Annotated in this window: 21 protein-coding genes; 6 read left to right on the forward strand and 15 right to left on the reverse strand. The window is 61.4% G+C overall.

Annotation, left to right across the window (positions count from 1 at the left end):
- Positions 1-22: 22 nt before the first annotated feature.
- On the reverse strand, positions 23-865 hold the full coding sequence (locus tag ACP39K_RS18335; RefSeq protein WP_004931012.1) for a 23S rRNA (adenine(2030)-N(6))-methyltransferase RlmJ: 843 nt from the start codon (positions 863-865) through the stop codon (positions 23-25).
- Between the two features lie 135 nt (positions 866-1,000).
- Between ACP39K_RS18335 and ACP39K_RS18340 the strand changes: the two genes are divergently transcribed.
- From ACP39K_RS18340 to rsmJ, 4 genes are all read left to right on the forward strand, one after another.
- Positions 1,001-1,405: an ASCH domain-containing protein gene (locus ACP39K_RS18340; RefSeq protein ID WP_016930447.1), complete on the forward strand. Its 405-nt coding sequence runs from the start codon at positions 1,001-1,003 to the stop codon at positions 1,403-1,405.
- 16 nt (positions 1,406-1,421) lie between these two features.
- Positions 1,422-1,883 (forward strand): HIT family protein, encoded by a 462-nt coding sequence (locus tag ACP39K_RS18345; protein ID WP_033636385.1) that lies wholly within the window; start codon positions 1,422-1,424, stop codon positions 1,881-1,883.
- Between the two features lie 118 nt (positions 1,884-2,001).
- Positions 2,002-4,044, forward strand: a complete 2,043-nt coding sequence (prlC, locus tag ACP39K_RS18350) for an oligopeptidase A (RefSeq protein ID WP_016930445.1) — start codon at positions 2,002-2,004, stop codon at positions 4,042-4,044.
- A gap of 8 nt (positions 4,045-4,052) precedes the next feature.
- Positions 4,053-4,799, forward strand: a complete 747-nt coding sequence (gene rsmJ, locus ACP39K_RS18355) for a 16S rRNA (guanine(1516)-N(2))-methyltransferase RsmJ (protein ID WP_028128290.1) — start codon at positions 4,053-4,055, stop codon at positions 4,797-4,799.
- 29 nt (positions 4,800-4,828) lie between these two features.
- Here rsmJ and ACP39K_RS18360 read toward each other — a convergent pair whose 3' ends face one another.
- The 10 genes from ACP39K_RS18360 to ACP39K_RS18405 form a co-directional block, all read right to left on the reverse strand.
- Positions 4,829-5,428, reverse strand: coding sequence for a KpsF/GutQ family sugar-phosphate isomerase (locus ACP39K_RS18360; protein WP_016930443.1), 600 nt, complete (start codon positions 5,426-5,428; stop codon positions 4,829-4,831).
- Positions 5,428-7,065 (reverse strand): FGGY-family carbohydrate kinase, encoded by a 1,638-nt coding sequence (locus tag ACP39K_RS18365; protein WP_016930442.1) that lies wholly within the window; start codon positions 7,063-7,065, stop codon positions 5,428-5,430. Before ACP39K_RS18365 ends, ACP39K_RS18360 begins: the two co-directional genes overlap by 1 nt.
- 13 nt (positions 7,066-7,078) lie before the next feature.
- The gene (locus ACP39K_RS18370; RefSeq protein ID WP_016930441.1) at positions 7,079-8,032 is read right to left on the reverse strand and encodes an ABC transporter permease; all 954 of its coding nucleotides are present in this window, start codon (positions 8,030-8,032) and stop codon (positions 7,079-7,081) included.
- A 1-nt stretch (position 8,033) separates the two neighbouring features.
- A complete protein-coding gene (locus ACP39K_RS18375) occupies positions 8,034-9,023 on the reverse strand; it encodes an ABC transporter permease (protein WP_004930997.1) in 990 nt (329 codons plus the stop codon).
- Complete coding sequence (locus ACP39K_RS18380; protein ID WP_028128101.1) at positions 9,016-10,515, reverse strand: sugar ABC transporter ATP-binding protein; 1,500 nt, start codon at positions 10,513-10,515, stop codon at positions 9,016-9,018. The genes ACP39K_RS18375 and ACP39K_RS18380 overlap by 8 nt, the downstream gene beginning before the upstream one ends.
- Before the next feature lie 105 nt (positions 10,516-10,620).
- Complete coding sequence (locus ACP39K_RS18385; protein ID WP_028128102.1) at positions 10,621-11,607, reverse strand: autoinducer 2 ABC transporter substrate-binding protein; 987 nt, start codon at positions 11,605-11,607, stop codon at positions 10,621-10,623.
- Positions 11,608-11,935: 328 nt separating this feature from the next.
- A complete protein-coding gene (gene gdhA / locus ACP39K_RS18390; protein WP_261267701.1) occupies positions 11,936-13,279 on the reverse strand; it encodes an NADP-specific glutamate dehydrogenase in 1,344 nt (447 codons plus the stop codon).
- Positions 13,280-13,478: 199 nt separating this feature from the next.
- A complete protein-coding gene (uspA, locus tag ACP39K_RS18395; RefSeq protein ID WP_004930988.1) occupies positions 13,479-13,916 on the reverse strand; it encodes a universal stress protein UspA in 438 nt (145 codons plus the stop codon).
- 267 nt (positions 13,917-14,183) lie between these two features.
- Entirely contained in the window at positions 14,184-15,092 is a 909-nt protein-coding gene (locus ACP39K_RS18400; protein WP_048795568.1) for a LysR family transcriptional regulator, read from the reverse strand.
- A gap of 104 nt (positions 15,093-15,196) precedes the next feature.
- Positions 15,197-15,970, reverse strand: coding sequence for an SDR family oxidoreductase (locus ACP39K_RS18405; RefSeq protein ID WP_033639172.1), 774 nt, complete (start codon positions 15,968-15,970; stop codon positions 15,197-15,199).
- Positions 15,971-16,403: 433 nt separating this feature from the next.
- Here ACP39K_RS18405 and uspB point away from each other — a divergent pair, with 433 nt between their 5' ends.
- On the forward strand, positions 16,404-16,739 hold the full coding sequence (gene uspB, locus ACP39K_RS18410) for a universal stress protein UspB (protein WP_016930435.1): 336 nt from the start codon (positions 16,404-16,406) through the stop codon (positions 16,737-16,739).
- A gap of 73 nt (positions 16,740-16,812) precedes the next feature.
- On the opposite strand, the gene pitA is transcribed toward uspB, so the two are convergent.
- A complete protein-coding gene (gene pitA / locus ACP39K_RS18415; protein ID WP_016930434.1) occupies positions 16,813-18,315 on the reverse strand; it encodes an inorganic phosphate transporter PitA in 1,503 nt (500 codons plus the stop codon).
- A gap of 300 nt (positions 18,316-18,615) precedes the next feature.
- Between pitA and ACP39K_RS18420 the strand changes: the two genes are divergently transcribed.
- On the forward strand, positions 18,616-19,815 hold the full coding sequence (locus ACP39K_RS18420; protein ID WP_016930433.1) for a BaiN/RdsA family NAD(P)/FAD-dependent oxidoreductase: 1,200 nt from the start codon (positions 18,616-18,618) through the stop codon (positions 19,813-19,815).
- A gap of 3 nt (positions 19,816-19,818) precedes the next feature.
- Here the strand turns inward: ACP39K_RS18420 and ACP39K_RS18425 are convergent, their stop codons facing one another.
- The 3 genes from ACP39K_RS18425 to ACP39K_RS18435 form a co-directional block, all read right to left on the reverse strand.
- Entirely contained in the window at positions 19,819-20,058 is a 240-nt protein-coding gene (locus tag ACP39K_RS18425; protein WP_033639173.1) for a hypothetical protein, read from the reverse strand.
- Between the two features lie 119 nt (positions 20,059-20,177).
- Entirely contained in the window at positions 20,178-20,594 is a 417-nt protein-coding gene (locus ACP39K_RS18430) for a VOC family protein (RefSeq protein ID WP_033639174.1), read from the reverse strand.
- 126 nt (positions 20,595-20,720) lie between these two features.
- On the reverse strand, positions 20,721-21,137 hold the full coding sequence (locus tag ACP39K_RS18435; RefSeq protein WP_028127813.1) for an SRPBCC family protein: 417 nt from the start codon (positions 21,135-21,137) through the stop codon (positions 20,721-20,723).
- Between the last annotated feature and the right edge of the window lie 18 nt (positions 21,138-21,155).

Genomic DNA, 21,155 nt, shown 5'->3' on the forward strand with positions numbered 1-21,155 from the left:
GCAAACCGCGCCCTGATGGGGATTATTCCGGTACCACCCAGTTCACCAGATGGTGACCGATGCCCGACGGCACCAGCACCTTGTGCAGCCACGGCAGCACGTTCTTCATCTGCTGTTCCAGCTTCCACGGCGGGTTGATGACGATCATGCCGGAGGCGGTCATGCCGCGCTGATCGCTGTCGGGTTTCACCGCCAGCTCGATCTGCAGGATGCGGCGAATGCCGGTGGCTTCCAGATCGCGCAGCATGCGTTTGATCTGCTGGCGCATCACCACCGGGTACCACAGCGCGTAGGTGCCGGTGGCGAAACGCTTGTAGCCTTCCTGAATGCCTTTGACCACGTCCTGGTAATCGGTCTTCATTTCATACGGCGGGTCCATCAGGATCAGGCCGCGGCGCGACAGTGGCGGCAGCTGGGATTTCAGCTGCTGATAGCCGTCGGCGCGCTGCACTTTGGCGCGCTCGTCTTTCTGGAACTCGCTGCGCAGCAGCGGGTAGTCGCTCGGGTGCAGCTCGGTCAGGTGGATTTTGTCCTGCGGGCGCAGCAGCTGGCGGGCGATCAGCGGCGAGCCGGGGTAGTAGCGCAGCGTGCCGGAACGGTTGAAGTTGTGCACCACGCTCATGTAGGCCGCCAGCTCTTCCGGCAGATCGTCGCGTTGCCACAGCAAGCCGATGCCTTCCAGGTATTCGCCGGTGCGTTCGGCGTGTTCGCCGCTGAGCTGATAACGGCCCGCGCCCGAGTGGGTATCCAGATACAGGAACGGCTTCTCTTTTTCCTTCAGCGACTCGATGATCAGGCTCTGAACGGTGTGCTTGAGCACGTCGGCGTGGTTGCCGGCGTGGAAACTGTGGCGATAACTTAACATGACGGGTGGCGGTTCCTTGTGCTCCGCAGACGGAGCATTCAATGCAATAAGGCTTATAATCTGCACAGTATAAACTGTCTGGCCGGGAAAAACCGGACTCCGTTGCCGCAGACGTTAACAGAAAGGGACAGGACGATGAGCAAACAGGCGATTTTGGCGAATTACCCCGACGCGGCGCGCTGGGCGTTCGGCGACGGCCCGGCGTTAGCCGACGAACTGCTGGGATTGGTGCTGAGCGGGGATAAAACCGCCACCTGCAGTTCCTATGCGAGCTATCGTCGGGAACAAACCCCGCGGATCGGCGATTACAGCATCGTTCTCGATGGCCGCGGCGAACCGGCCTGCGTGATCAGAACCCTGGCGCTGCGCCTGGTGCGCTACGATCGGGTGACCGCCGAGATGGCGGCCAAAGAGGGTGAAGGCGACAAAAGCCTGGCGTTTTGGCGCCAGGGGCATCAGGCGTTCTTCACCCGCGAGGGCACCTTTGCGCCGGACATGTGGCTGGTGTTCGAAGAGTTCGAATGGGTTGAAACGCTGTGAATCACAAGGAGAAAGGATGAGCTGCATTTTTTGCGACATCGTGGCGGGCAAGGCGCCGTGCCATAAAATCTGGGAAGACGACGACCATTTGGCGTTCCTGTCCATCTTTCCCAACACCGACGGCTTCAGCGTGGTGATCCCCAAGGCGCACCACCCGAGCTACGCCTTTGACCTGCCGGACGAGGTGCTGAGCGCGTTGATGCTGGCGACCAAGCGGGTGGCAAAGCAGCTGGATCGCGCGTTCGACGATGTCGGCCGCTGCGGCATGGTGTTTGAGGGCTACGGCGTCGACCACGTGCACGCCAAACTGATCCCGCTGCACGGCACCGCGTCGCTGGAACAGTGGCGGCCGATCGAATCGACCTCGCCGAAGTTTTTCGCGCGTTACGAAGGCTATATTTCCTCCCATGACGCCGCGCGTGCCGACGACGAGCAGCTGGCGGCGCTGGCTGCCCGCATCCGCCAAAGCGCCATTTAAGGCACGAACGATCAACGCCGGGCATTGATTTTCCTGCTGCCTGGCTCCATGTTAGAGATTCATACGCATTTTAAGGCTCGCCCGTGCGGCGGGCCCCAACGCTAATCAGGACTGCCCTATGACAAATCCGTTGCTGACCCCGTTTTCCCTGCCGCCTTTCTCGGCGATCCGCCCTGAAGATATCGTGCCAGCGGTGCAATCCGCGCTGGCGGACTGCCGCGCTGCGGTAGAGCGCGTGGTCGCGCAGCCGGGCCCGTTCACCTGGGACAATCTGTGTCAGCCGTTGGCGGAGTCGGACGATCGCCTGTCGCGCATCTGGTCGCCGATCGGGCACCTGAACTCGGTGAAAAACAGCCCGGAGCTGCGCGCCGCCTATGAGCAGGCGCTGCCGCTGCTGTCCGAGTACGGCACCTGGGTCGGCCAGCACGAAGGGCTGTACCAGGCCTACCGCAGCCTGAAAGAGGGCGCGGCGTTCGAGGCGCTGAGCGTGCCGCAGCGCAAGGCGGTGGACAACGCGCTGCGCGACTTCGAACTGTCGGGCATCGGCCTGTCGGCGGACAAACAGCAGCGCTACGGCGAGATCGTCGCGCGCCTGTCCGAACTGGGCTCCACCTACAGCAACAACGTGCTCGACGCCACCATGGGCTGGAGCAAACTGATTACCGACGAAGCCGAGCTGAGCGGCCTGCCGGAAAGCGCCCTGGCGCAGGCGCAGGCGATGGCGCAGGCCAAAGAGCAAGACGGCTGGCTGCTGACGCTGGACATGCCGAGCTACCTGCCGGTGCTGACCTACGCCGACAACCGCGCGTTGCGTGAAGAGATGTACCGCGCCTTCGCCACCCGCGCCTCTGACCAGGGGCCGAACGCCGGCAAATGGGACAACAGCGAAGTGATGGCGGAAACGCTGGCGCTGCGCCACGAGCTGGCTCAGCTGCTGGGTTTCGCCACCTACGCCGACAAGTCGCTGGCGACCAAAATGGCGGAAAGCCCGGAGCAGGTGATCGGCTTCCTGAGCGATCTGGCCAAACGCGCCCGCCCGCAGGCCGAGCAAGAGCTGGCGCAGCTGCGCGCCTTCGCCAAACAGCACTATGGCGTGGACGAGCTCGACGCCTGGGACATCACCTACTACGGCGAAAAACAGAAGCAGCACCTGTTCTCCATCAGCGACGAGCAGCTGCGCCCGTACTTCCCGGAGCAGCGGGTGGTGGAAGGGCTGTTCGAAGTGGTGAAACGCATTTACGGCATCACCGCCAAAGAGCGTAAAGACGTGGAAACCTGGCATCCGGACGTGCGCTTCTTCGATCTGTTCGACGCCGACGGCGAGCTGCGCGGCAGCTTCTACCTCGATCTGTACGCCCGCGAGAACAAACGCGGCGGCGCCTGGATGGACGACTGCGTCGGCAGCCTGCGCAAGGCCGACGGCACGCTGCAAAAACCGGTCGCTTACCTGACCTGCAACTTCAACCGTCCGCTGGGCGACCAGCCGGCGCTGTTCACCCATAACGAAGTGACCACGCTGTTCCACGAATTCGGCCACGGTCTGCATCACATGCTGACGCAGATCGATACCGCCGGCGTCTCCGGCATCAACGGGGTGCCGTGGGATGCGGTCGAACTGCCGAGCCAGTTTATGGAAAACTGGTGCTGGGAGCCGGAAGCGCTGGCGTTTATCTCGGGCCACTACCAGAGCGGCGAGCCGCTGCCGAAGGCCATGCTCGACAAGCTGCTGGCGGCCAAGAATTATCAGGCGGCGCTGTTCATTCTGCGCCAGCTGGAATTCGGACTGTTCGATTTCCGCATGCACTTCGAATACAGCCCGGAAAAAGGCGCGCAGATCCTGCCGACGCTGGCGGAAGTGAAGAAAATGGTGGCGGTGGTGCCTTCGCCGAGCTGGGGCCGCTTCCCGCACGCCTTCAGCCACATCTTCGCCGGCGGCTACGCGGCGGGTTACTACAGCTACCTGTGGGCGGAAGTGCTGTCGGCCGACGCCTACTCGCGCTTCGAAGAAGAGGGGATTTTCAACGCCGAAACCGGCAAATCCTTCCTCGACAACATCCTGTCGCGCGGCGGGTCGGAAGAGCCGATGGCGCTGTTCAAACGCTTCCGTGGCCGCGAGCCGCAGCTGGATGCTATGCTGCGCCATTACGGCATTAAAGGATAACCCGACACGTGAGCGTGTGTTTATTGTGTGAAGCAGGCGCCGATCCCGGCGCCTTGTCAGTTTTGGCGCAGCGCTGGCGGCTGACGTCCGACGACGACGCGCCGATGGCGCTGGTATTGACCCCGCAGCGGCTGGAACTGCGCAAGCGCGACGAGCCGAAGCTGGGCGGGATCTACGTCGATTTCGTCTCCGGCGCCATGGCGCATCGGCGCCGCTTCGGCGGCGGCCGCGGCGAGGCGGTGGCCAAGGCGGTCGGCATCAAGGGCAGCTACCTGCCGGACGTGGTGGACGCCACCGCCGGGCTGGGGCGCGACGCCTTCGTGCTGGCGGCGCTGGGCTGCCGGGTGCGGATGCTGGAGCGCAATCCGGTGGTGGCGGCGTTGCTGGACGACGGTCTGCAGCGCGGCTATCAGGATGCGGAAATCGGCCCGTGGCTGCGCGAGCGTCTGACGCTGCTGCACGCCTCCAGCCTGACGGCGCTGGCGGATCTCAGCCCGCGCCCCGAGGTGGTGTATCTCGATCCGATGTTCCCGCACAAGCAGAAAAGCGCGTTGGTGAAGAAAGAAATGCGGGTGTTTCAATCGCTGGTGGGCAGCGACGATGACGCCGACGGCCTGCTGGAACCGGCGCGCCGTTTGGCGACCAAGCGCGTGGTGGTGAAACGCCCGGACTACGCGCCGCCGCTGGCCGACGTGCCGGCGCACGCCGCCACGCTGACCAAAAGCCACCGTTTCGATATCTACATGCCGCTGTAATGTCCTGCCGGGCCCGCCGTGTCGGGCCCTCAGTTTTCCTCTCGCAAACTTTTCCCCACGCCGCCGCCCGGATGCACCGCCAGCAAGGCGCTCTTGTCGTAACCGCTGCGCGCCATCAGGCAGGCGCAGGCGGCGTCGAAGATCGCCAACACCAGCACGATCGAGGTAGTGGCCAGCATATTCAGCGGATCTATTTCCTGTTGCACCCCGGTGGCGATCGTCAGCTGCGCCGCCTGCGCGATGGCGGAGTGCGGGTTTTCCGTCACCGCGATCAGCGGCACCCCCTTGGTCTGCAGCGTCGGCAGCAGACGGGTCAGCTCGTCGGAATTGCCGCCGCGCGAGATCAGGATCAGCAGATCGTCCGCGCGCAGAAAGCCCAGATCGCCGTGCGCCGCGCCGGTGGCGTCGAGGTAGACCGCCGGTCGCTCCACGCAGGCCAGCATGTGGGCTATCTTGCGCGCCGCAATTCCCGAGGTGCCGACGCCGGTGACGGCGATTTTACCGCGGCAGCCGGCCAGCAGCCCCAGCAGCCGCTGCCAGGTGTGCGCGTCGAGGCGCTCGCCCAGCTGCGCCAGTTCCCGGCTGTAAGTTTGCCAGCCCTGTACGGCCTGCCGCCATTCCTGCTGCATCACGCCTCCTCCTGCATCAGCCGGCGGTATTTCATGTGGTCGTTGTACAGTTCGTGGAACACCCGGTATTTGCGGTCGTAGTAGCTTTTTATCTGGTTGGTCTGCGGCGTAACCGTCTTGCCGATGCGGCTCATGGCGCTCATCGCCTCCGGCAAGGTGTCGAATACGCCGGCCGCCACGGTGCCCATCATCGCGCCGCCCAGCAGCATTGCTTCGCTCTCCTCCGGCAGCAGCATGGCGCAGCCGGTGGCGTTGGCGTGCTCCTGCACGAAGATCGGGTTCTTGGTGCCGCCGCCGCTGGCCATGATGGTATCGATGCTGTAGCCGCTGTGGTTCATGGTTTCGATGATGTGGCGGGTGCCGAGCGCGATGGCCTGAATGGTGGCCAGGTAGTGCAGCGCCATGTCTTCCGGCGTGCGCGACAGCTTCAGCCCGGTCAGGATGCCGGTCAGCGTCGGGTTGGCGCGCGGCGAGCGGTTGCCGTGGAAGTACGGCAGCATATGAATGTCCTGCGTCAGGAAGGCGATGTTCTCCGGTTCGCCGGCCATGCGGCGCAGAATGGCGTTCAGCACCTCATAGATGGTCTGCCCCTGGGTTTTCGCCTGCGCCAGCAGCTCCTGATAGCACGGGTGCGACTGGATGACGTGGTCGATCAGCGCGCCGGTGGCGGACTGGCCGCCTTCGTTCAGCCAGTATTCCGGCAGGATCGCCGAGTAATACGGCCCCCAGACGCCGCCGATAAAGCGGGCGGTGCGCGACATCGCCATATGGCCGGTGGAGGTGCCGCCGATCAGCGCGACGCGGCGATTGAAGTCGGCCACCTCGCCGGAGACGCCGGTGGCGCCCAGCGTGCCGAGGGTGCCGGCGTGCGCGTCGATGATCGATACGCTCACCGCCGTGCCGGCGATCAGTCCCATTTCAGCGGCGGCGCGCTGAGTCAGGCCGTGGCCCAGCGGCTCGCCCATCATTTTAACGTCGCTGCCGATCTTGGCCGCGTCGTGTTCCAGCACGTCTTCCAGCCCGATCTGCTGGAAGTAGCTCTTGTCCCAACGCTGCTCGTGGCCGAGATAGGTCCACTTGCATACCGTTGAACACAGCGAACGGGTGGCGTCCTGGGTGGCGCGCCAGGTGAGGAAGTCCGGCAGATCGAACAGGTAACCGGCGTTGGCCCAGGTGGTGGGCATGTGCTGTTTCAGCCACAGCAGTTTCGGCGTCTGCATCTCCGGCGAAATGATGCCGCCGACGAAGTCCAGCACCCGGTGTTTGGTGGCGTTGATGCGCTCGGCCTGGGCGATCGCCCGGTGATCCATCCACACGATGATGTTCTGCTCGGTGCGGCCGGAGGGGCTGACGGTCAGCGGTTTGCCTTCTTTATCCAACACCACCAGCGAACAGGTGGCGTCGAAGCCCAGCCCTTTGACCTGGATCGGGTTGATGTCGGCCTGGTTGACCGCGTCGCGCACCGCATTGCACACCGCCTGCCAGATGTTATCCGACGACTGCTCGACGAAATCCGCCTTCGGCCGGTACAGATCGATGGCCCGGCTGGCCTGGCCGACCATGCGCCCATTGAGATCGAATACGCCCGCGCGCGCGCTTCCGGTGCCCACATCTACGCCAATAAAATAGCTCGCCATTATCTGTTTTCTCCTAAGCTTTTCGATTCTGTAACGCGATAAACAGGATCAGCACGCCGCCCCACAGGGCCATGGTCAGGTAGCTGCTGACCCCCAGCAAATTGAGGCCGCTTTCCAACATTTGCAGCACGATCAGCGCCAGCACCAGCCCCAGAATGCGGCCGAAACCGCCGTCCGGGTTAATGCCGCCCAGCACCGAGGCCAGAATGGTCACCAGCAGATAAGATTCGCCGTAGCCGGCCTTGGCCGAGTTGAACTTGGCCATCATCAGCAGCGCGGCGCCCCAGCCGAGCAGCGCCGACAGGATATACACCGCGATCTGCACCCGCGCGGTGTTCACGCCGCTGAAGCGGGTGGCCTGCTCGTTGGAGCCGATCAGGTACAGGCTGCGCCCCAGCGTGGTGTGCTCCAGCAGCAGCCACAGCCCGACCGCCACTAGCAGGAACAGAATCAGCGCCACCGGCACGCCGAGCACTGCGCCATTGCCGAGAAATTGAATCGCCGCCGGGAAGCCGGAGATCACCGCGCCGTTGGACAGCAGGATGTTCAGGCCGGTGATCAGTGTCATGGTGCCGAGCGAGGCGAGGATCGGCGAAACGCCGATCCAGGCCACCAGCGCGCCGTTCAGCGCGCCGATCGCCACCGCCACCAACAGGCCGGCCAACAGCGCCAGCGCCAGGAACAGCGGCTGGTCGGGATGGCTGACGATGATCGCCGCCATCACCAGCGAACAGGCGTTGGCGCCGGCGATGATCGACAGGTTGATGCCGCCGGTCAGCATGGTGATGCCCATGCCGAGCGCCAGCAGGCCGAGGATCGGCAGCTGCGAGGCGATCGACTGGAAATTGCCGAGGCTGAAGAAGCGCGATCCGAGCAGCCCGGCGAACAGCAGCGCCACCGCGATGATGATCGCGCCCTGCAGGCGAATGATCCGATCGTTTGGGATCAACCGAGTTAACTGCGTCATGTCAGATCTCCTTGAGCAGCTTGCGTTTTTCGTTCCAGGCGGTGGTGCTGATGCTGATCAAAATGATCGCGCCGCTGAATACCTGGTGCCAATAGGCCGAGACGCTGAGCAGCGTCAGCCCGTTTTGCAGGAAGGCCAGCAGCACCACGCCGAGCAGGGTGCCGGTCAACGATCCGCGGCCGCCGCTCATGCTGGTGCCGCCCAGCACCACCGCCGCCAATACCGTCAGCTCGAAGCCGAGCAGCGAGTTGGGCGCCACCGACTGGGTGATCTGCGCCTGCACCACCGCCGCGACGCCGGCCAGAATGCCCATATAGCCATAGACGCAGAAGTGCAGCCGCAGCAGGTTCAACCCCAGGCGCGACGCCGCGTCGCGGTTGCCGCCCATGGCGTAGATCTGGCGCCCCAGCCGGGTGCGGTTCATCAGCACGCCGGTGACGACGATGGTCGCCAGCAGGCACAGCAGCGGCAGCGTCAGGCCGTAGTCGTAGCCGTCGGCGCCCTGGAACGAGAACCAGTTGATGCCGTTCATGAACCAGTCCGGGAAGCCGTACAGCCAGGTGCCGTTGGTGGCGTATACCAGCAGGCCGTAGAACAGGTTGAGGGTGGCGATGGTGATGATGATCGCCGGCACCTTGAGCCAATACACCAGGAAACCGTTCACCAACCCGAGCAGCAGGCCGACGCCGATCGCCAGGGCGAACGCCAGCGGGAAGCTGCCGCCGTGCTGGATCACCCAGCTGGCCATCACGTACTGGGCGATGGCGGTGATCGCCGGGAACGAAATATCGATGCCGCCGGCGATCAGCACCACGAACAGCCCGCAGGCCAGGATGCCGAGAATGGCGTAGCTGGTGGCGACATCGGTCAGGTTGCCGAGCGTCAGAAACTCATCGGTGCCGGCGCTCAGGCCGATCGCCAGCAGCAACACCAACAGGCCGAGATAAAACTCGTGTCGCCCGGCCAGGCGGGCCAATAATGACTTATCCATTCACCACCTCGGCGATCTGTTGTTCGGTACTCTGGTGCGGCGCGAATTCGGCGATCAGTTCGCCCTTGCGCATCACCATCACCCGATGGCTGTTGTAATAGGCTTCCGGGATCTCGTCGCAGATCATCAGCACCGCCATGCCCAGCTGCGCCAGATCGCGGGCGATCTGGTAGATCCCCTCTTTGTTGGCGATGTCCACGCCGACGGTGGGCGAGTCGAGGATCAGGATCTTCGGCTGGGTCGCCACCCATTTGGCGATGGCGATGCGCTGGGCGTTGCCGCCGGACAGGGTTTTCACCGGCAATGCGCTGTCGGACACCTTGATGTTCAGATCGCGGATCAGCCGGTTGACCAGCTCGGTCGCCTTGGCGTGATCCAACAGCCCGAGCGAGGTATGCAGCCGATCGAAGACGGTGACGATGGTGTTGTCGTAGATCGATTGCTCCATGATCAACCCCTGCGTCAGGCGATCCTCCGACACATAGCCGATGCCGTGGCGCACCGCTTCGCGGTTGTTGTGCAGCTGCACCGCCCGGCCCTCGATGCGGATCTCGCCGCTGTCCGGCCGCGTCATGCCGAACAGGCTGAGGCACAGTTCGGTGCGGCCGGCGCCGAGCAGGCCGACGATCGAGACGATCTCGCCGCCGCGCAGCGCCAGATTGACGTTGCGGTATTTCTCGCCGCGGCTGAGGTTGCGCACCTCGAGCAGCGGCGCCTGTTCGGCCGGCGGCAGCGGCGGCAGCGGGCTGTAATGGAAGCGTTGGCCGGTCATCAGGAACGCCAGTTCATGGCTGTCCAGTTCGCTGGCCGGCCAGGTGCCCACCAGTTTGCCGTCGCGCATCACGCTGATGCGATCGGCGACTTCCATCACTTCATCCAATCGGTGGCTGACGAACACCACGCAGATGCCGGCTGCTTTCAGTTCGTTAACCACCCGTAGCAGGCCGTCGACCTCCTGGCGGGTCAGCGAGGCGGTCGGTTCGTCCATGATAACCAACCGCGCCTCGGCGGCGATGGCGCGGCAAATCGCCACCAGCTGCCGATCGGCGATTGACAGTTTTTCCACCTTTTTATCGGGATCGATGTGCACGCCGACCCGCGCCATGGCGTCCAGCGCCGTCTGTCGCATCACCCGCTTGCGCACCCAGAAGTGGCCGCCGGGCAGGTAACGGTGGATGGCGATGTTTTCCGCCACCGTCAGGTTAGGGAACAGCGACAGGTCCTGGTAGATCACCTGTATGCCGTAATAACCGGACAGCTGCGGCGTCAGGGCGTGGAAGAGTTTGCCTTCCAGCGAAATATTGGCGCCTTTTTCCGGCTGATAGACGCCGGAGATGATTTTAATGATGGTGCTTTTGCCGCAGCCGTTTTGCCCGGCCAGACAGTGCACTTCGCCTTTATTCAGCGTCAGGTTGATCTGGTCTAATGCCAGCACGCCTGGGAATCGCTTGCTGATATTCTCCAGGGTGATAAATGCGGGGGAGGCTGTCATAACGTTAACCTGTGCTTGCGTAGCGGCCGAAGCCCTGGGCGCAGCAACGCTGCGCCCCTACGAGGGTTTAACTACTTTCCCGGTGTAGCGAAATTACGCGAAAAATCAGAATCCGAGCGATTTGGCGTTGTCTTTGGTCACTTCCAAAATCTTATTAAACCGAATCACTTTGTGTTCCATATCGACGTCGGCCTTGCCGAGGCCCTCGATCGACAGGTCTTTGTTCACGTCCTTGCCCTGCAGCAGCTGATCGGCCACCGTCACCAGCGCATAACCGGCGTCTTTCGGATCCCACAGCAGCGCTTTCTTGATGTCGCCGCGCATCAGGTAAGGGGCGGCCTGCGCCGGCATGGCGATGCCCACCACCGCGATTTTGTCCTTGGCGCGCTTCTTGGCCACCGCCTGGCCGGCGCCGATCGGGCCGAGCGAGCCGAAGCCGATGATGCCCTTCATCTGCGGATAGGTTTTCATCAGATCCAACGTGGTGGCGTAGGATTTGTCGATGCTTTCCGCCACCGGCAAGCGCGAGGTGACTTCAAACATGTCCGGGTATTTTTCTTTCTGGTACTTGATGGCGGAATCGGCCCAGGCGTTGTGCAGCGGCACGGTCAGCGAGCCGACGTAGATGGCGTAGCCGCCTTTGCCGCCCATGTCTTTCGCCAGTTCATCGACGTTGGCCTGCGCGTATTTCTCGCTGTCGATGGTCTCGATGTCCCACTGGCCGATCTGCTGGTCCGGGGATTCATGGGTCAGCACCACGATGCCTTTGTCACGCGCTTTTTTCAGCACCGGCTCCAGCACCTTGGCGTCGTTCGGCACTACGATGATGGCGTTGACGTTCTTGGCGATCAGATCCTCAATCACCTTGACCTGCGCGGCCGGATCCGGCGTAGAAGGGCCGGTCTGGTAAGCGTTGACGTCGAGCTTTTTCGCCGCTTCGTTGACGCCCACTTCCATGCGGTTGAACCACGGAATGCCGGTCACTTTGGCGACCACGGCAATCTCATATTTATCAGCGGCGAACACAGGTGTTGTCGATAACATGCACGCAGAAACCACACATGCATTTAATAATGCGAGGTTAAATTTCATTAGCTGTACCTTTTTTATCTGTAGGGGTGGCGGTTTTTCCACCGCTGCAGATTACAAAGGAATGGAAGAGGGGGCGTAGCCGAAGTTAACGAAATGTGATCTGCGCACATTTAAGTAAAATATTGACGTATTTAATGTTAAATAAATGTTTAATTATTTGACGGTGGTAAATTTACTACCAACTAAACGGCTGCGAATAACTTTTTATTAACTTTTAATTAACGTATGTGCATCATTTTGATGGCTTGGACGCGGAAAAAAATGCCGGCGAAGGAGCCGGCATTGAAGCATTTAATCGATGTGTGAACAAGATCACCTTTGCGCCCGATTACAGCACGCCCTGCGCCAGCATCGCCTCCGCAACCTTAACGAAACCGGCGATATTCGCGCCGTGTACATAGTGGGTTTGCTTGCCCTCGCCGCCGTATTCCACGCAGGCATGGTGAATATCCGCCATGATATGTTGTAAACGTACATCCACTTTTTCCGCCCGCCAGCCGATGCGCGCGGCGTTTTGCGCCATCTCCAGCCCCGACGTGGCCACGCCGCCGGCGTTGGCCGCCTTACCGGGCGCGAACAACACCCCGGCGTCAAGGAAGGCGTCGGTGGCCTGGATGGTGGTCGGCATGTTGGCGCCTTCCGCCACCGCTTTCACCCCATTGCGGATCAGCGTCTGCGCCGCCTCGAGATCCAGCTCGTTCTGGGTGGCGCACGGCAGGGCGATATCCACCGGCACGCTCCACGGCTGCTGGCCCGCCAGATAGGTCAGGCCGCGTTCGCGGGCGTAGTCCGCCACCCGGCCGTAACGCTGGTTCTTGATCTCCGCCAGGTGCGCCAGCTTCTCGGTGGTGAAGCCGTCTTCGTCCACCAGGGTGCCGCCGGAATCCGACACGGTGATCACGCGCGCGTCCAGCTCCAGCGCTTTCTCGATGGTGTACTGCGCCACGTTGCCGGAGCCGGATACCGCCACCCGCATGCCCTCAAAGCCCAGGCCGTGGCGCTGCAGCATGGCGTCGGTGAAGTACACCAGGCCATAGCCGGTCGCCTCGGGGCGGATCAGGCTGCCGCCGAAGGAGAGACCCTTGCCGGTAAACACGCAGGCGGTGTTGTTGGACAGTTTTTTCATCATGCCGGCCATAAAGCCGACTTCGCGGCCGCCGACGCCGATGTCCCCGGCCGGCACGTCGGTGTCCGGGCCCAGATGGCGATACAGCTCGGTCATCAGCGCCTGGCAGAAGCGCATGATCTCCCCCTGGCTTTTGCCTTTGGGATCGAAATCGGAGCCGCCTTTGCCGCCGCCCATCGGCAGGGTGGTCAGCGCATTCTTGAAGGTCTGCTCAAAGCCGAGGAATTTCAGGATCGACAGGTTCACCGACGGGTGGAAGCGCATGCCGCCCTTGTAGGGGCCGATGGCCGAGTTGAACTGCACGCGGAAGGCGCGGTTGACCTGCACCTGGCCGCGATCGTCCACCCAACTGACGCGGAACTGAATGATGCGCTCGGGCTCCACCAGGCGCTCCAGCAGCGCCTGTTCGCGATAGCGCGGATTGCGTTCGATAAACGGCCACAGCGAGGTGAACACTTCGCGCACCGCCTGCAGATATTCAGGCTGGTGGGGGTTATGGCGTTGTAACGAGGACAGGAAAGACTCTACCGATATGGCATATTCCATGGATAACTCCTTTTCGCATTAAATTTCCCCCGCTATTTCTTATAGATTTGGGTGTAGGCGATGCTCGGGGGAGGATGTTGTGTCTTTAGCGACTATATCATCGGAGGGCGGTTGATTATCAAGCGATTAATCGGCGTGGCGGCATGAAAAACGCCCGCAGGGCGCGGGCGTTGGTCAGTTAAGTTAGCAGGCGCTTACTTTATTCGTCTTCTTCATCGCGCAGCGGCACGATCAGCATATCGATGTGCACGGTATTGATCAGCTGGCGCGCGGAAGACATCAGCTTGCTCCAGAAGTCCTGATGGTGGCCGCACAGCACCAGGTCCATATCGTATTTCTTGATGGCGTCCACCAGCACCTGCGCCAGATCGCCGCTGCCGCTCAGGGTCTCGGTGATCGGGTAGCCGGCGTTTTGCGACAGCTCGGTCAGCGCCTGATGGGTTTCTTCAGAGATGCGTTTTTGCATGTCGCCGAGATTGACGTCGATCAGGCCGGTATAGAGGTCGGAATAGTTGACATCGACGTGGATCAGAGAAACTTTGGCGTTATACGGCCGCGCCATAGAGACGGCTTTTTCTACCAGGATCTTGCTTTCCGGGGATAGGTCCACCGCGATCAATATGTGTTTGTAAGCCATAAGAATACTCCTTCCATAAACATGCCGATTAAAAAGGGTTAGCAGGCGTTCCGTGTACCCGCCTGGCGCTGTTGGTTCCATAGTATCATTTGGATAACGCAATGATATGTTGGGGCGATCACACTGCGCCGCATCGGAAATCTCTGCGCACGATACCTTTCGTTGTACACCCGCGCGGCGTAAAAGCCTATGGGTTATGCGGGTTTTAACGGTCTGACCGCTTGAATTATAAGCGTTATTAAACAAAGTATAGCGCTAAATGTGCAATCAGCGCTCCAGATGCGGCTGCAGCAGGCTTTCAAACCACTCATGAAACACCGCCAGACGCCTTGAGCGCTGGCGGCGATGGGGGTAGATCAGGGCGATCGGCATGGAGGCGGCGCGGTAACCGGGCAGAACTTCCACCAGTTCACCGGCGTCGAGCAGGTGTTGTACGTCGTAGCGCGGGATTTGCATCAGCCCCAGCCCCGCGCGGCAGCAGGCGATATAGCTTTCGGCGTTGTTGACCACCACCCGGCTGGGCAGTTCGAGCCGTTGCGTATGGCCGTCGCCGGTCAGGTATTCCCAGGGGGATTCGCGGCCGGTTCTGGGCGAGGCGTAGCCGATGCTCCAGTGCCCCTCGACGAGATCGTCGGGGTGGAGCGGATGACCGAATTCGCTCAGGTAGGCGGGGCTGGCGCAGTTGATCAGCGCGATATGGCCGAGCGGGCGCATCACCAGGCTGCTGTCGTGCAGATCGCCGACGCGCACCGCGCAGTCGACCCCTTCCTGCACCAGATCGATGGCGCGATCGGCGGAGCCGAGCGCCAGCTGCAGGTGAGGATGGCGCCGCAGCAAGCCGGGCAGCGCCGGAGCGATCAGCCGGCGGGCGATGCGGCTCGGCACGTCGACGCTGAGCCGCCCGGAGGCCTGCCGCTGGCTGGCCTGAAATGACTGATCGATGTCTTCCACTTCGGCCAGCAGCGGGCGCAGCCGCTCGAGCAACTGTTCGCCGTCGGCGGTCAGCCGCACTTGCCGCGTGGTGCGGTGCAGCAGCCGTACGCCCAGTTGCGTTTCCAATTGCTGCACGGCGGCGGACACCGAGGCGCGCGGCACCTCCAGCGCATGGGCCGCCCGGATAAAGCTGCCCATTTCCGCCACCTGTACGAATACGCGGTATTGATTGAATCTGTCCATCTCGCTGACCTGCTGTTCCTTGGCGCCGTTTCTGACAGTAGAGTGTAGCCGCATGGCGCGGTTGCGCGCGAGCAGGTGCGGGGGCCTCTCCGCCCCCGTCGAACTTACTTGGTGGTGTAGCCGCCGTTGATCAGGATGGTTTGGCCGGTTATCCACCAGCCGTCGCTGACCAGATGGCGGATGAACGGCACCACGTCTTCGATATCGGTCAGGCCGGTTTTGCTGAACGGCGACAGCGCCGCCGCCGTCTTGTGGTAGGCCACGGCGTCCGCGCCTTCAGCCGGGTAGAAGAACGGGGTATCCATCGGGCCGGGGCCGACTGCCGTCACGGAGATGCCACGTTCGCCGAACTCCTTGGCGGCGGCGCGGGTGAAGTGCTCCACCGGCGCTTTGGTGCCGGCGTAAGCGGCGTAGAACGGCGTGAAGGCGCCGAGCAGCGAGGTGACCAGCGTGCAGATTTTACCGTTGTCGTTAAGGTGCTTGCCCGCCTCTTTCAGGAAGAAGAACGCGGTTTTGGCGTTGACCGCGGTCATTTCGTCGTACTCGGCTTCGCTGATGTCGATCATCGGCTTTTTCAACACTTTGCCGACGGTATTGATGGCGATATCCGGCTTGCCGACGGCGGCGACCGCGTCGGCGAACAGCTTCTCGACCGCGCCCGCGGTGGTGAGATCGGCCTGCAGCGCGACACCTTGCGCCCCGGCGGCCTGAATGGCGGCGACGGTTTTTTCCGCCTCGGCTTTGGAAGCGGCGCTGTTGTAGTGGATCACCACCGCTTTGGCGCCTTGTTCAGCCAAATCGCGCGCGATCAGCCCGCCGAGATTCTTGGCGCCGCCGGCGATGAGGACGGTTTTTCCCTTGATTGAATGGTTTGCCATAACAGTTTCCTTGGATGAACGTAACGGAAACCTGAGTCTAGCCAGCGTGGGGGGAAAGATCAGCGGCGCGGCGCGGGATAGACTATCCAGAAAAGCGACATAATCGAAACGGATGGTTATCGCTTATAACGCCCCGGCAGGTGACTTTTCGGTACAGGACGGTAAATTTTATCCACTGCTCAGGCCAGTTTGCGTTCCATTAACCTACAATGATGGATATGGGCTTCACCATTTCTCCTCTGAGTAGAACCATGCCGTGCAAATCTCTCTGTGCGGCGCGGCAACGTCTTTGGAGGCGGTGGGTTATGGGCGTGGCTCGTGCAGGCAAAAAAAGGGGATGAGAGCGGTAAGCTCCAGCAGAGTATCGGGTAATGAGGTAGGGCGGTTGGACCCGGCGGATGGCCGCGGATAACAACGCCTTGAGGGGGTAATCATGATCAGTACCGTCGCGCTGTTTTGGGCCTTATGTGTGGTGTGTGTGGTAAACATGGTGCGGTATTACTCTTCTCTGCGCGCGTTGCTGGTGGTATTGCGCGGCTGTGACCCGTTGCTGTACCAATACGTCGACGGCGGCGGCTTCTTCACCGCCCACGGGCAACCCAGCAAGCAACTGAGGCTGGTGCGCTATATCTTCGCGCAGCGCTATGTCGAACACCACGATCCGGAGTTTATTCGCCGCTGTGAGCGGGTGCGCGGGCAGTTTATGCTGACCTCGGCCCTGTGCGGCCTGGTGGTCATCAGCCTGATAGCGCTGATGATCTGGTATTAATGCCTTCCTGTTTCCCTTGATGCAGGCAAAAAAAAGGCGGCCCTGCGGCCGCCTTTCTCGTGGTGCTTATCGCTTAGATCAGCTTCAACGCAACCCAATACAGCGCACCGGAAAGCAGAATCGAGATTGGCAGGGTCAGTACCCAGGCCAACAGGATATTCTTCACGGTTTTGCTCTGCACGCCGCCGCCGTCCACAATCATCGTCCCGGCAACCGCCGAAGAGAGGACGTGGGTGGTGGAGACCGGCATGCCGGTATAACTCGCCACGCCGATCGACAGCGCCGCGGTCATCTGGGCCGATACGCCCTGGGCGTAGGTCATGCCTTTCTTGCCGATCTTCTCGCCGATGGTGGTGGCCACGCGTTTCCAGCCCACCATGGTACCGAGCGACAGCGCCAGCGCGACGGCGACGATGATCCACATCGGCGCGTACTCGACGGTCTGCAGCAGATCCTGACGCAGGTTCTTCAGGAAGCGCTGGTCGGCGGATGAGGTTTCCGGCAGCTTGGCGACTTTATCCGCCGTGTCGGTCACGCACATCAGCAGGCGGCGCAGGTGGCTGCGCTGGTCAACCGTCAGCTGATCGTAGCTTTGCAGGTTGGTCAGCATGCCCTGAGCCAGTTCGATGGCCGGCATGGCGCGCGAACTGTCGCAGTGGAACTCGGCAGGCTTGCCAGACGCAGCTTCGTCATCCGGGCTTGGCACCAGCGGCGTCAGCGACACCGCATGCGACAGCGCGTCGCCGTGCTGCTGGTAATATTGCTGCAGGTGGGTCACGGCGTCACGCGTACGGGTGATGTCATAACCGGTTGCATTCATATTGACCACGAAGCCGGCCGGCGCAACGCCGATCAGCACCAGCATGATAAGGCCGATGCCTTTCTGGCCGTCGTTGGCGCCGTGCGAGAAGCTGACGCCAATCGCCGACAGGATCAGCGCGATACGGGTCCAGAACGGCGGCTTGCGTTTGCCGTCGACCTTTTCACGTTCCGCAGGAGTCATGTGGATACGCTGGCGTTTCTTGGTGCCACTCCAATAGCGGCGCAAGGCGAACACCATCACTCCCGCCACCATCATGCCGACCAGCGGCGAGAACAGCAGAGAAAGGAAAATGCCAATCATTTTCGGGACGTTAAGCGCATCCACCACCGAAGTGTGGGTCATCAGGGCGTTGGTTAAACCGACACCGATGATTGCGCCTATCAGCGTATGGGAACTGGACGCCGGCAGACCGAAATACCAGGTGCCGAGGTTCCAGATGATTGCCGCCAACAGCATGGAGAAGACCATGGCTAATCCGTGTGCTGAACTGACGTTCAACAACAGATCGGTAGGCAGCAAGTGGACGATGGCGTAAGCAACACTCAAACCGCCGAGCATTACGCCAAGAAAGTTGAACAAACCTGCCATCACGACCGCAAGTTGCGAGCGCATGGCGCGGGTATAAATAACTGTAGCGACCGCATTGGCCGTATCATGAAAACCGTTGATGGCTTCATAAAACAACACGAACAACAATGCGAGAATTAACATCAGGCCGGTATGGAAATCCAGGCCAGCGAACAAATGCAGCATAAGCGTTACGCCAGTTTGTGGACATGAACGCCGCGCATTATCAGTGACAACCGGGGCCGGGGAAAAGGAAAATATGACGTTTTTTTGATTTGGACATGACGAAACGATGACGCGCCTATAACAAAAATATTGAATATCAACGCGTTATTCTCCTCTGACCTCTGTAATATTTTCTTACTGTGGCGTTGGCGGCGCCGGGGCTTTACAATCTGCCGCCGTGAATTTGGCGGTGACCGGCGGCGAAACGGCGTAATATGGCGCTCTTTTGTCGCGATTGTGGTTTTGATAAGTGAGGCTCAGGTGGAACAGTTTGATGTCGTAGTGATTGGGGCGGGCGCCGCCGGCATGTTTTGCGCCGCGCAGGCGGGGCAACTCGGTTGCCGCGTGTTGCTGCTCGACAACGGCAAAAAACCAGGCCGCAAGATCCTGATGTCCGGCGGCGGGCGCTGCAACTTTACCAACATGTACGCCGAACCGGCGGCCTATCTGTCGAACAACCCGCACTTCTGCAAGTCGGCGCTGGCGCGCTACACCCAGTGGGACTTCATCGATCTGATCAACCGCTACGGCATCGCCTACCATGAAAAAACGCTGGGGCAGCTGTTCTGCGACGATTCGGCGCAGCAGGTGGTGGATCTGCTGGTCAAAGAGTGCGAGCTGGGCCAGGTGACGATGCGCCTGCGCAGCGAAGTGTTGGGCGTGGAGAAAACCGAGAGCGGCTACCAGCTGGCGCTCAATGGTGAAAAAGTAAGTGCTCGCTCACTTGTGGTGGCCAGCGGCGGATTATCCATGCCGGGGTTGGGCGCGTCGCCGTTCGGTTACAAACTGGCGGAGCAGTTCGGCCTCAGGGTGTTGCCGACGCGCGCCGGGCTGGTGCCTTTTACCCTGCATAAGCCGCTGCTGGAGCATGTGCAGACGCTGTCCGGCGTGTCGGTGCCGGCGGTGATCACCGCCGAGAACGGCGTCAGCTTCCGTGAAAGCATCCTGTTCACCCATCGCGGTCTCTCCGGCCCGGCGGTATTGCAGCTGTCCAGCTACTGGCAACCGGGTGAGTATGTGAGCGTTAACTTACTTCCTGAGCTGGATTTGGCGGGCTTCCTGGATAACCAACGCCAAGAGCACCCGAACCAAAGCCTGAAAAACACCCTGGCGCTGCATTTGCCGAAGCGATTGGTGGAGTGTTTGCAGACCCTGGGACAATTGCCGGAGGCGACGCTGAAGCAGCTGAATGCGCCGCAACAGGCGGCGTTGGTGGATCTGTTGCAGAACTGGCGCGTGCAGCCGAACGGCACCGAAGGCTACCGCACGGCGGAAGTGACGCTCGGCGGCGTTGACACCAACGAACTTTCTTCCAAGACGATGGAAGCCCACAAGGCGCCAGGGCTCTATTTCATCGGCGAAGTGGTGGACGTGACCGGGTGGCTGGGCGGCTACAACTTCCAGTGGGCCTGGAGTTCGGCCTGGGCCTGCGCCCAGGCGCTGGCGGCGCAGGGGCGTTAGCGTTCAGCGGTGACGGGTCAGGCCGATGTTATTGGCATAAAACGCAGATACAACCCAGCGAGCGCCATAAAGCATTAGCAGGTCGGTTGTCGAAAGCGCTTGCGGATCGCCGAGACCCCATTCATTAGACTTGTGAACCATTTCTAACGCCATGTCCGGTGTCAGCAGTAGCCGAGAGGGAATGATGTTCGGCAAGACAGCGAATACCAGGACAAAAATCACCGAGGCGATCGGTTTTCTCATACGGGGCCGCGCCTCTCATCGCCAATATAGGCTAGCCGCTTATTGTTGGTGCCAATACCTACCCGTAGCGTTCAAACAGATGGAGCCGATAAGGCTCTATTATCTATGGCCCATTAGTCTCATCCCGCCGGCCCCTTCAATTCCACGCGATTGCCGTCCGGATCGCTGAAATAAATAGACGGGCCGTCGCCTTCAGCGCCATAGCGCGATTCGGCGGGATCCACGCCGATCCCCTGCGCTCGCAGATAGGCCAGCAGCTCGTCCTCGTTGAAAGGATCGATGCGCAGGCAGACGTGATCGACATTTTGCCGGTGATGATCGGGCGCCGCGCCGCCTTTTTTCCCCAACACGCCGTTAATATCCACCAGATCGATCATGGCCGCTCCGGCGCGCAGGTGCATCAGCCCCAAATCCGGCCGCTGTTTGGCGATATCACAGCCGACGATCTGGGTATAAAAATGCAGGCTTTTCTGCATATCGCGCACGCGCAGCACCACATGGTCGATAGTCTTCAGGCTGAAAGGGCGCACGGCCATCTCCTCAAACGGAAGTCTCCTTTACAGCATAAGCGGCGCTGGCGGATTTATCCTGCTCCAGAGCTAAAGACAAAAAAACGGCCAATGGCTTTCACCATCGGCCGCGAGCGCTTGAGCATACCGGCGTTAGCGCGGGAAGTTGCCGCTCAGCGCATCCAGGCCGCCCTGGTAGATGCCGCTGAACAGGGCGACGGCCTCGTCGTCGCTGATGTTGACCGGCGTGAAGCTGCCCGACCATTCCACGCGCGCCACGTTGGCGTCGTCGGTGGCGTGCACTGACAGGGTGGACAGGTAATTCACCACCGGGAACGGCGCCTGCATGATGGAGTAGCTGTAGCTGCGTTGACGGTTGTCGAACGCTTCCAGCCGCTCGATGACGGTGCCGCCGTCGGCGGTGGTTAAGGTACGCACGCGGCCGCCTTCCGAAATGACGCTTTTCGGGATGAACGGCAGCCAGTCAGGCAGGGCGTCGAAGCCGCCGATCAGTTGCCATACGGTGTCGGCGGATGCCGGGATGTTCATAGATACGGATGTATTAGCCATTTTCGTTCTCTCTTGATA

The sequence above is a fragment of the Serratia sp. EC4 genome, from assembly GCF_059652115.1.

What these genes read in the sequence shown, in the direction of transcription:
- uspA (WP_004930988.1), bottom strand. Translation starts at nt 13,916, where the DNA reads ATGGCTTACAAACACATATTGATCGCGGTGGACCTATCCCCGGAAAGC.
- pitA (WP_016930434.1), bottom strand. Translation starts at nt 18,315, where the DNA reads ATGCTGCATTTGTTCGCTGGCCTGGATTTCCATACCGGCCTGATGTTA.
- ACP39K_RS18365 (WP_016930442.1), bottom strand. Translation starts at nt 7,065, where the DNA reads ATGGCGAGCTATTTTATTGGCGTAGATGTGGGCACCGGAAGCGCGCGC.
- ACP39K_RS18430 (WP_033639174.1), bottom strand. Translation starts at nt 20,594, where the DNA reads ATGGCCGTGCGCCCTTTCAGCCTGAAGACTATCGACCATGTGGTGCTG.
- ACP39K_RS18380 (WP_028128101.1), bottom strand. Translation starts at nt 10,515, where the DNA reads ATGACAGCCTCCCCCGCATTTATCACCCTGGAGAATATCAGCAAGCGA.
- ACP39K_RS18335 (WP_004931012.1), bottom strand. Translation starts at nt 865, where the DNA reads ATGTTAAGTTATCGCCACAGTTTCCACGCCGGCAACCACGCCGACGTG.
- ACP39K_RS18405 (WP_033639172.1), bottom strand. Translation starts at nt 15,970, where the DNA reads ATGGCAAACCATTCAATCAAGGGAAAAACCGTCCTCATCGCCGGCGGC.
- uspB (WP_016930435.1), top strand. Translation starts at nt 16,404, where the DNA reads ATGATCAGTACCGTCGCGCTGTTTTGGGCCTTATGTGTGGTGTGTGTG.
- ACP39K_RS18345 (WP_033636385.1), top strand. Translation starts at nt 1,422, where the DNA reads ATGAGCTGCATTTTTTGCGACATCGTGGCGGGCAAGGCGCCGTGCCAT.
- prlC (WP_016930445.1), top strand. Translation starts at nt 2,002, where the DNA reads ATGACAAATCCGTTGCTGACCCCGTTTTCCCTGCCGCCTTTCTCGGCG.
- ACP39K_RS18435 (WP_028127813.1), bottom strand. Translation starts at nt 21,137, where the DNA reads ATGGCTAATACATCCGTATCTATGAACATCCCGGCATCCGCCGACACC.
- ACP39K_RS18370 (WP_016930441.1), bottom strand. Translation starts at nt 8,032, where the DNA reads ATGACGCAGTTAACTCGGTTGATCCCAAACGATCGGATCATTCGCCTG.
- ACP39K_RS18340 (WP_016930447.1), top strand. Translation starts at nt 1,001, where the DNA reads ATGAGCAAACAGGCGATTTTGGCGAATTACCCCGACGCGGCGCGCTGG.
- gdhA (WP_261267701.1), bottom strand. Translation starts at nt 13,279, where the DNA reads ATGGAATATGCCATATCGGTAGAGTCTTTCCTGTCCTCGTTACAACGC.
- ACP39K_RS18375 (WP_004930997.1), bottom strand. Translation starts at nt 9,023, where the DNA reads ATGGATAAGTCATTATTGGCCCGCCTGGCCGGGCGACACGAGTTTTAT.
- ACP39K_RS18385 (WP_028128102.1), bottom strand. Translation starts at nt 11,607, where the DNA reads ATGAAATTTAACCTCGCATTATTAAATGCATGTGTGGTTTCTGCGTGC.
- ACP39K_RS18425 (WP_033639173.1), bottom strand. Translation starts at nt 20,058, where the DNA reads ATGAGAAAACCGATCGCCTCGGTGATTTTTGTCCTGGTATTCGCTGTC.
- ACP39K_RS18400 (WP_048795568.1), bottom strand. Translation starts at nt 15,092, where the DNA reads ATGGACAGATTCAATCAATACCGCGTATTCGTACAGGTGGCGGAAATG.
- ACP39K_RS18360 (WP_016930443.1), bottom strand. Translation starts at nt 5,428, where the DNA reads ATGCAGCAGGAATGGCGGCAGGCCGTACAGGGCTGGCAAACTTACAGC.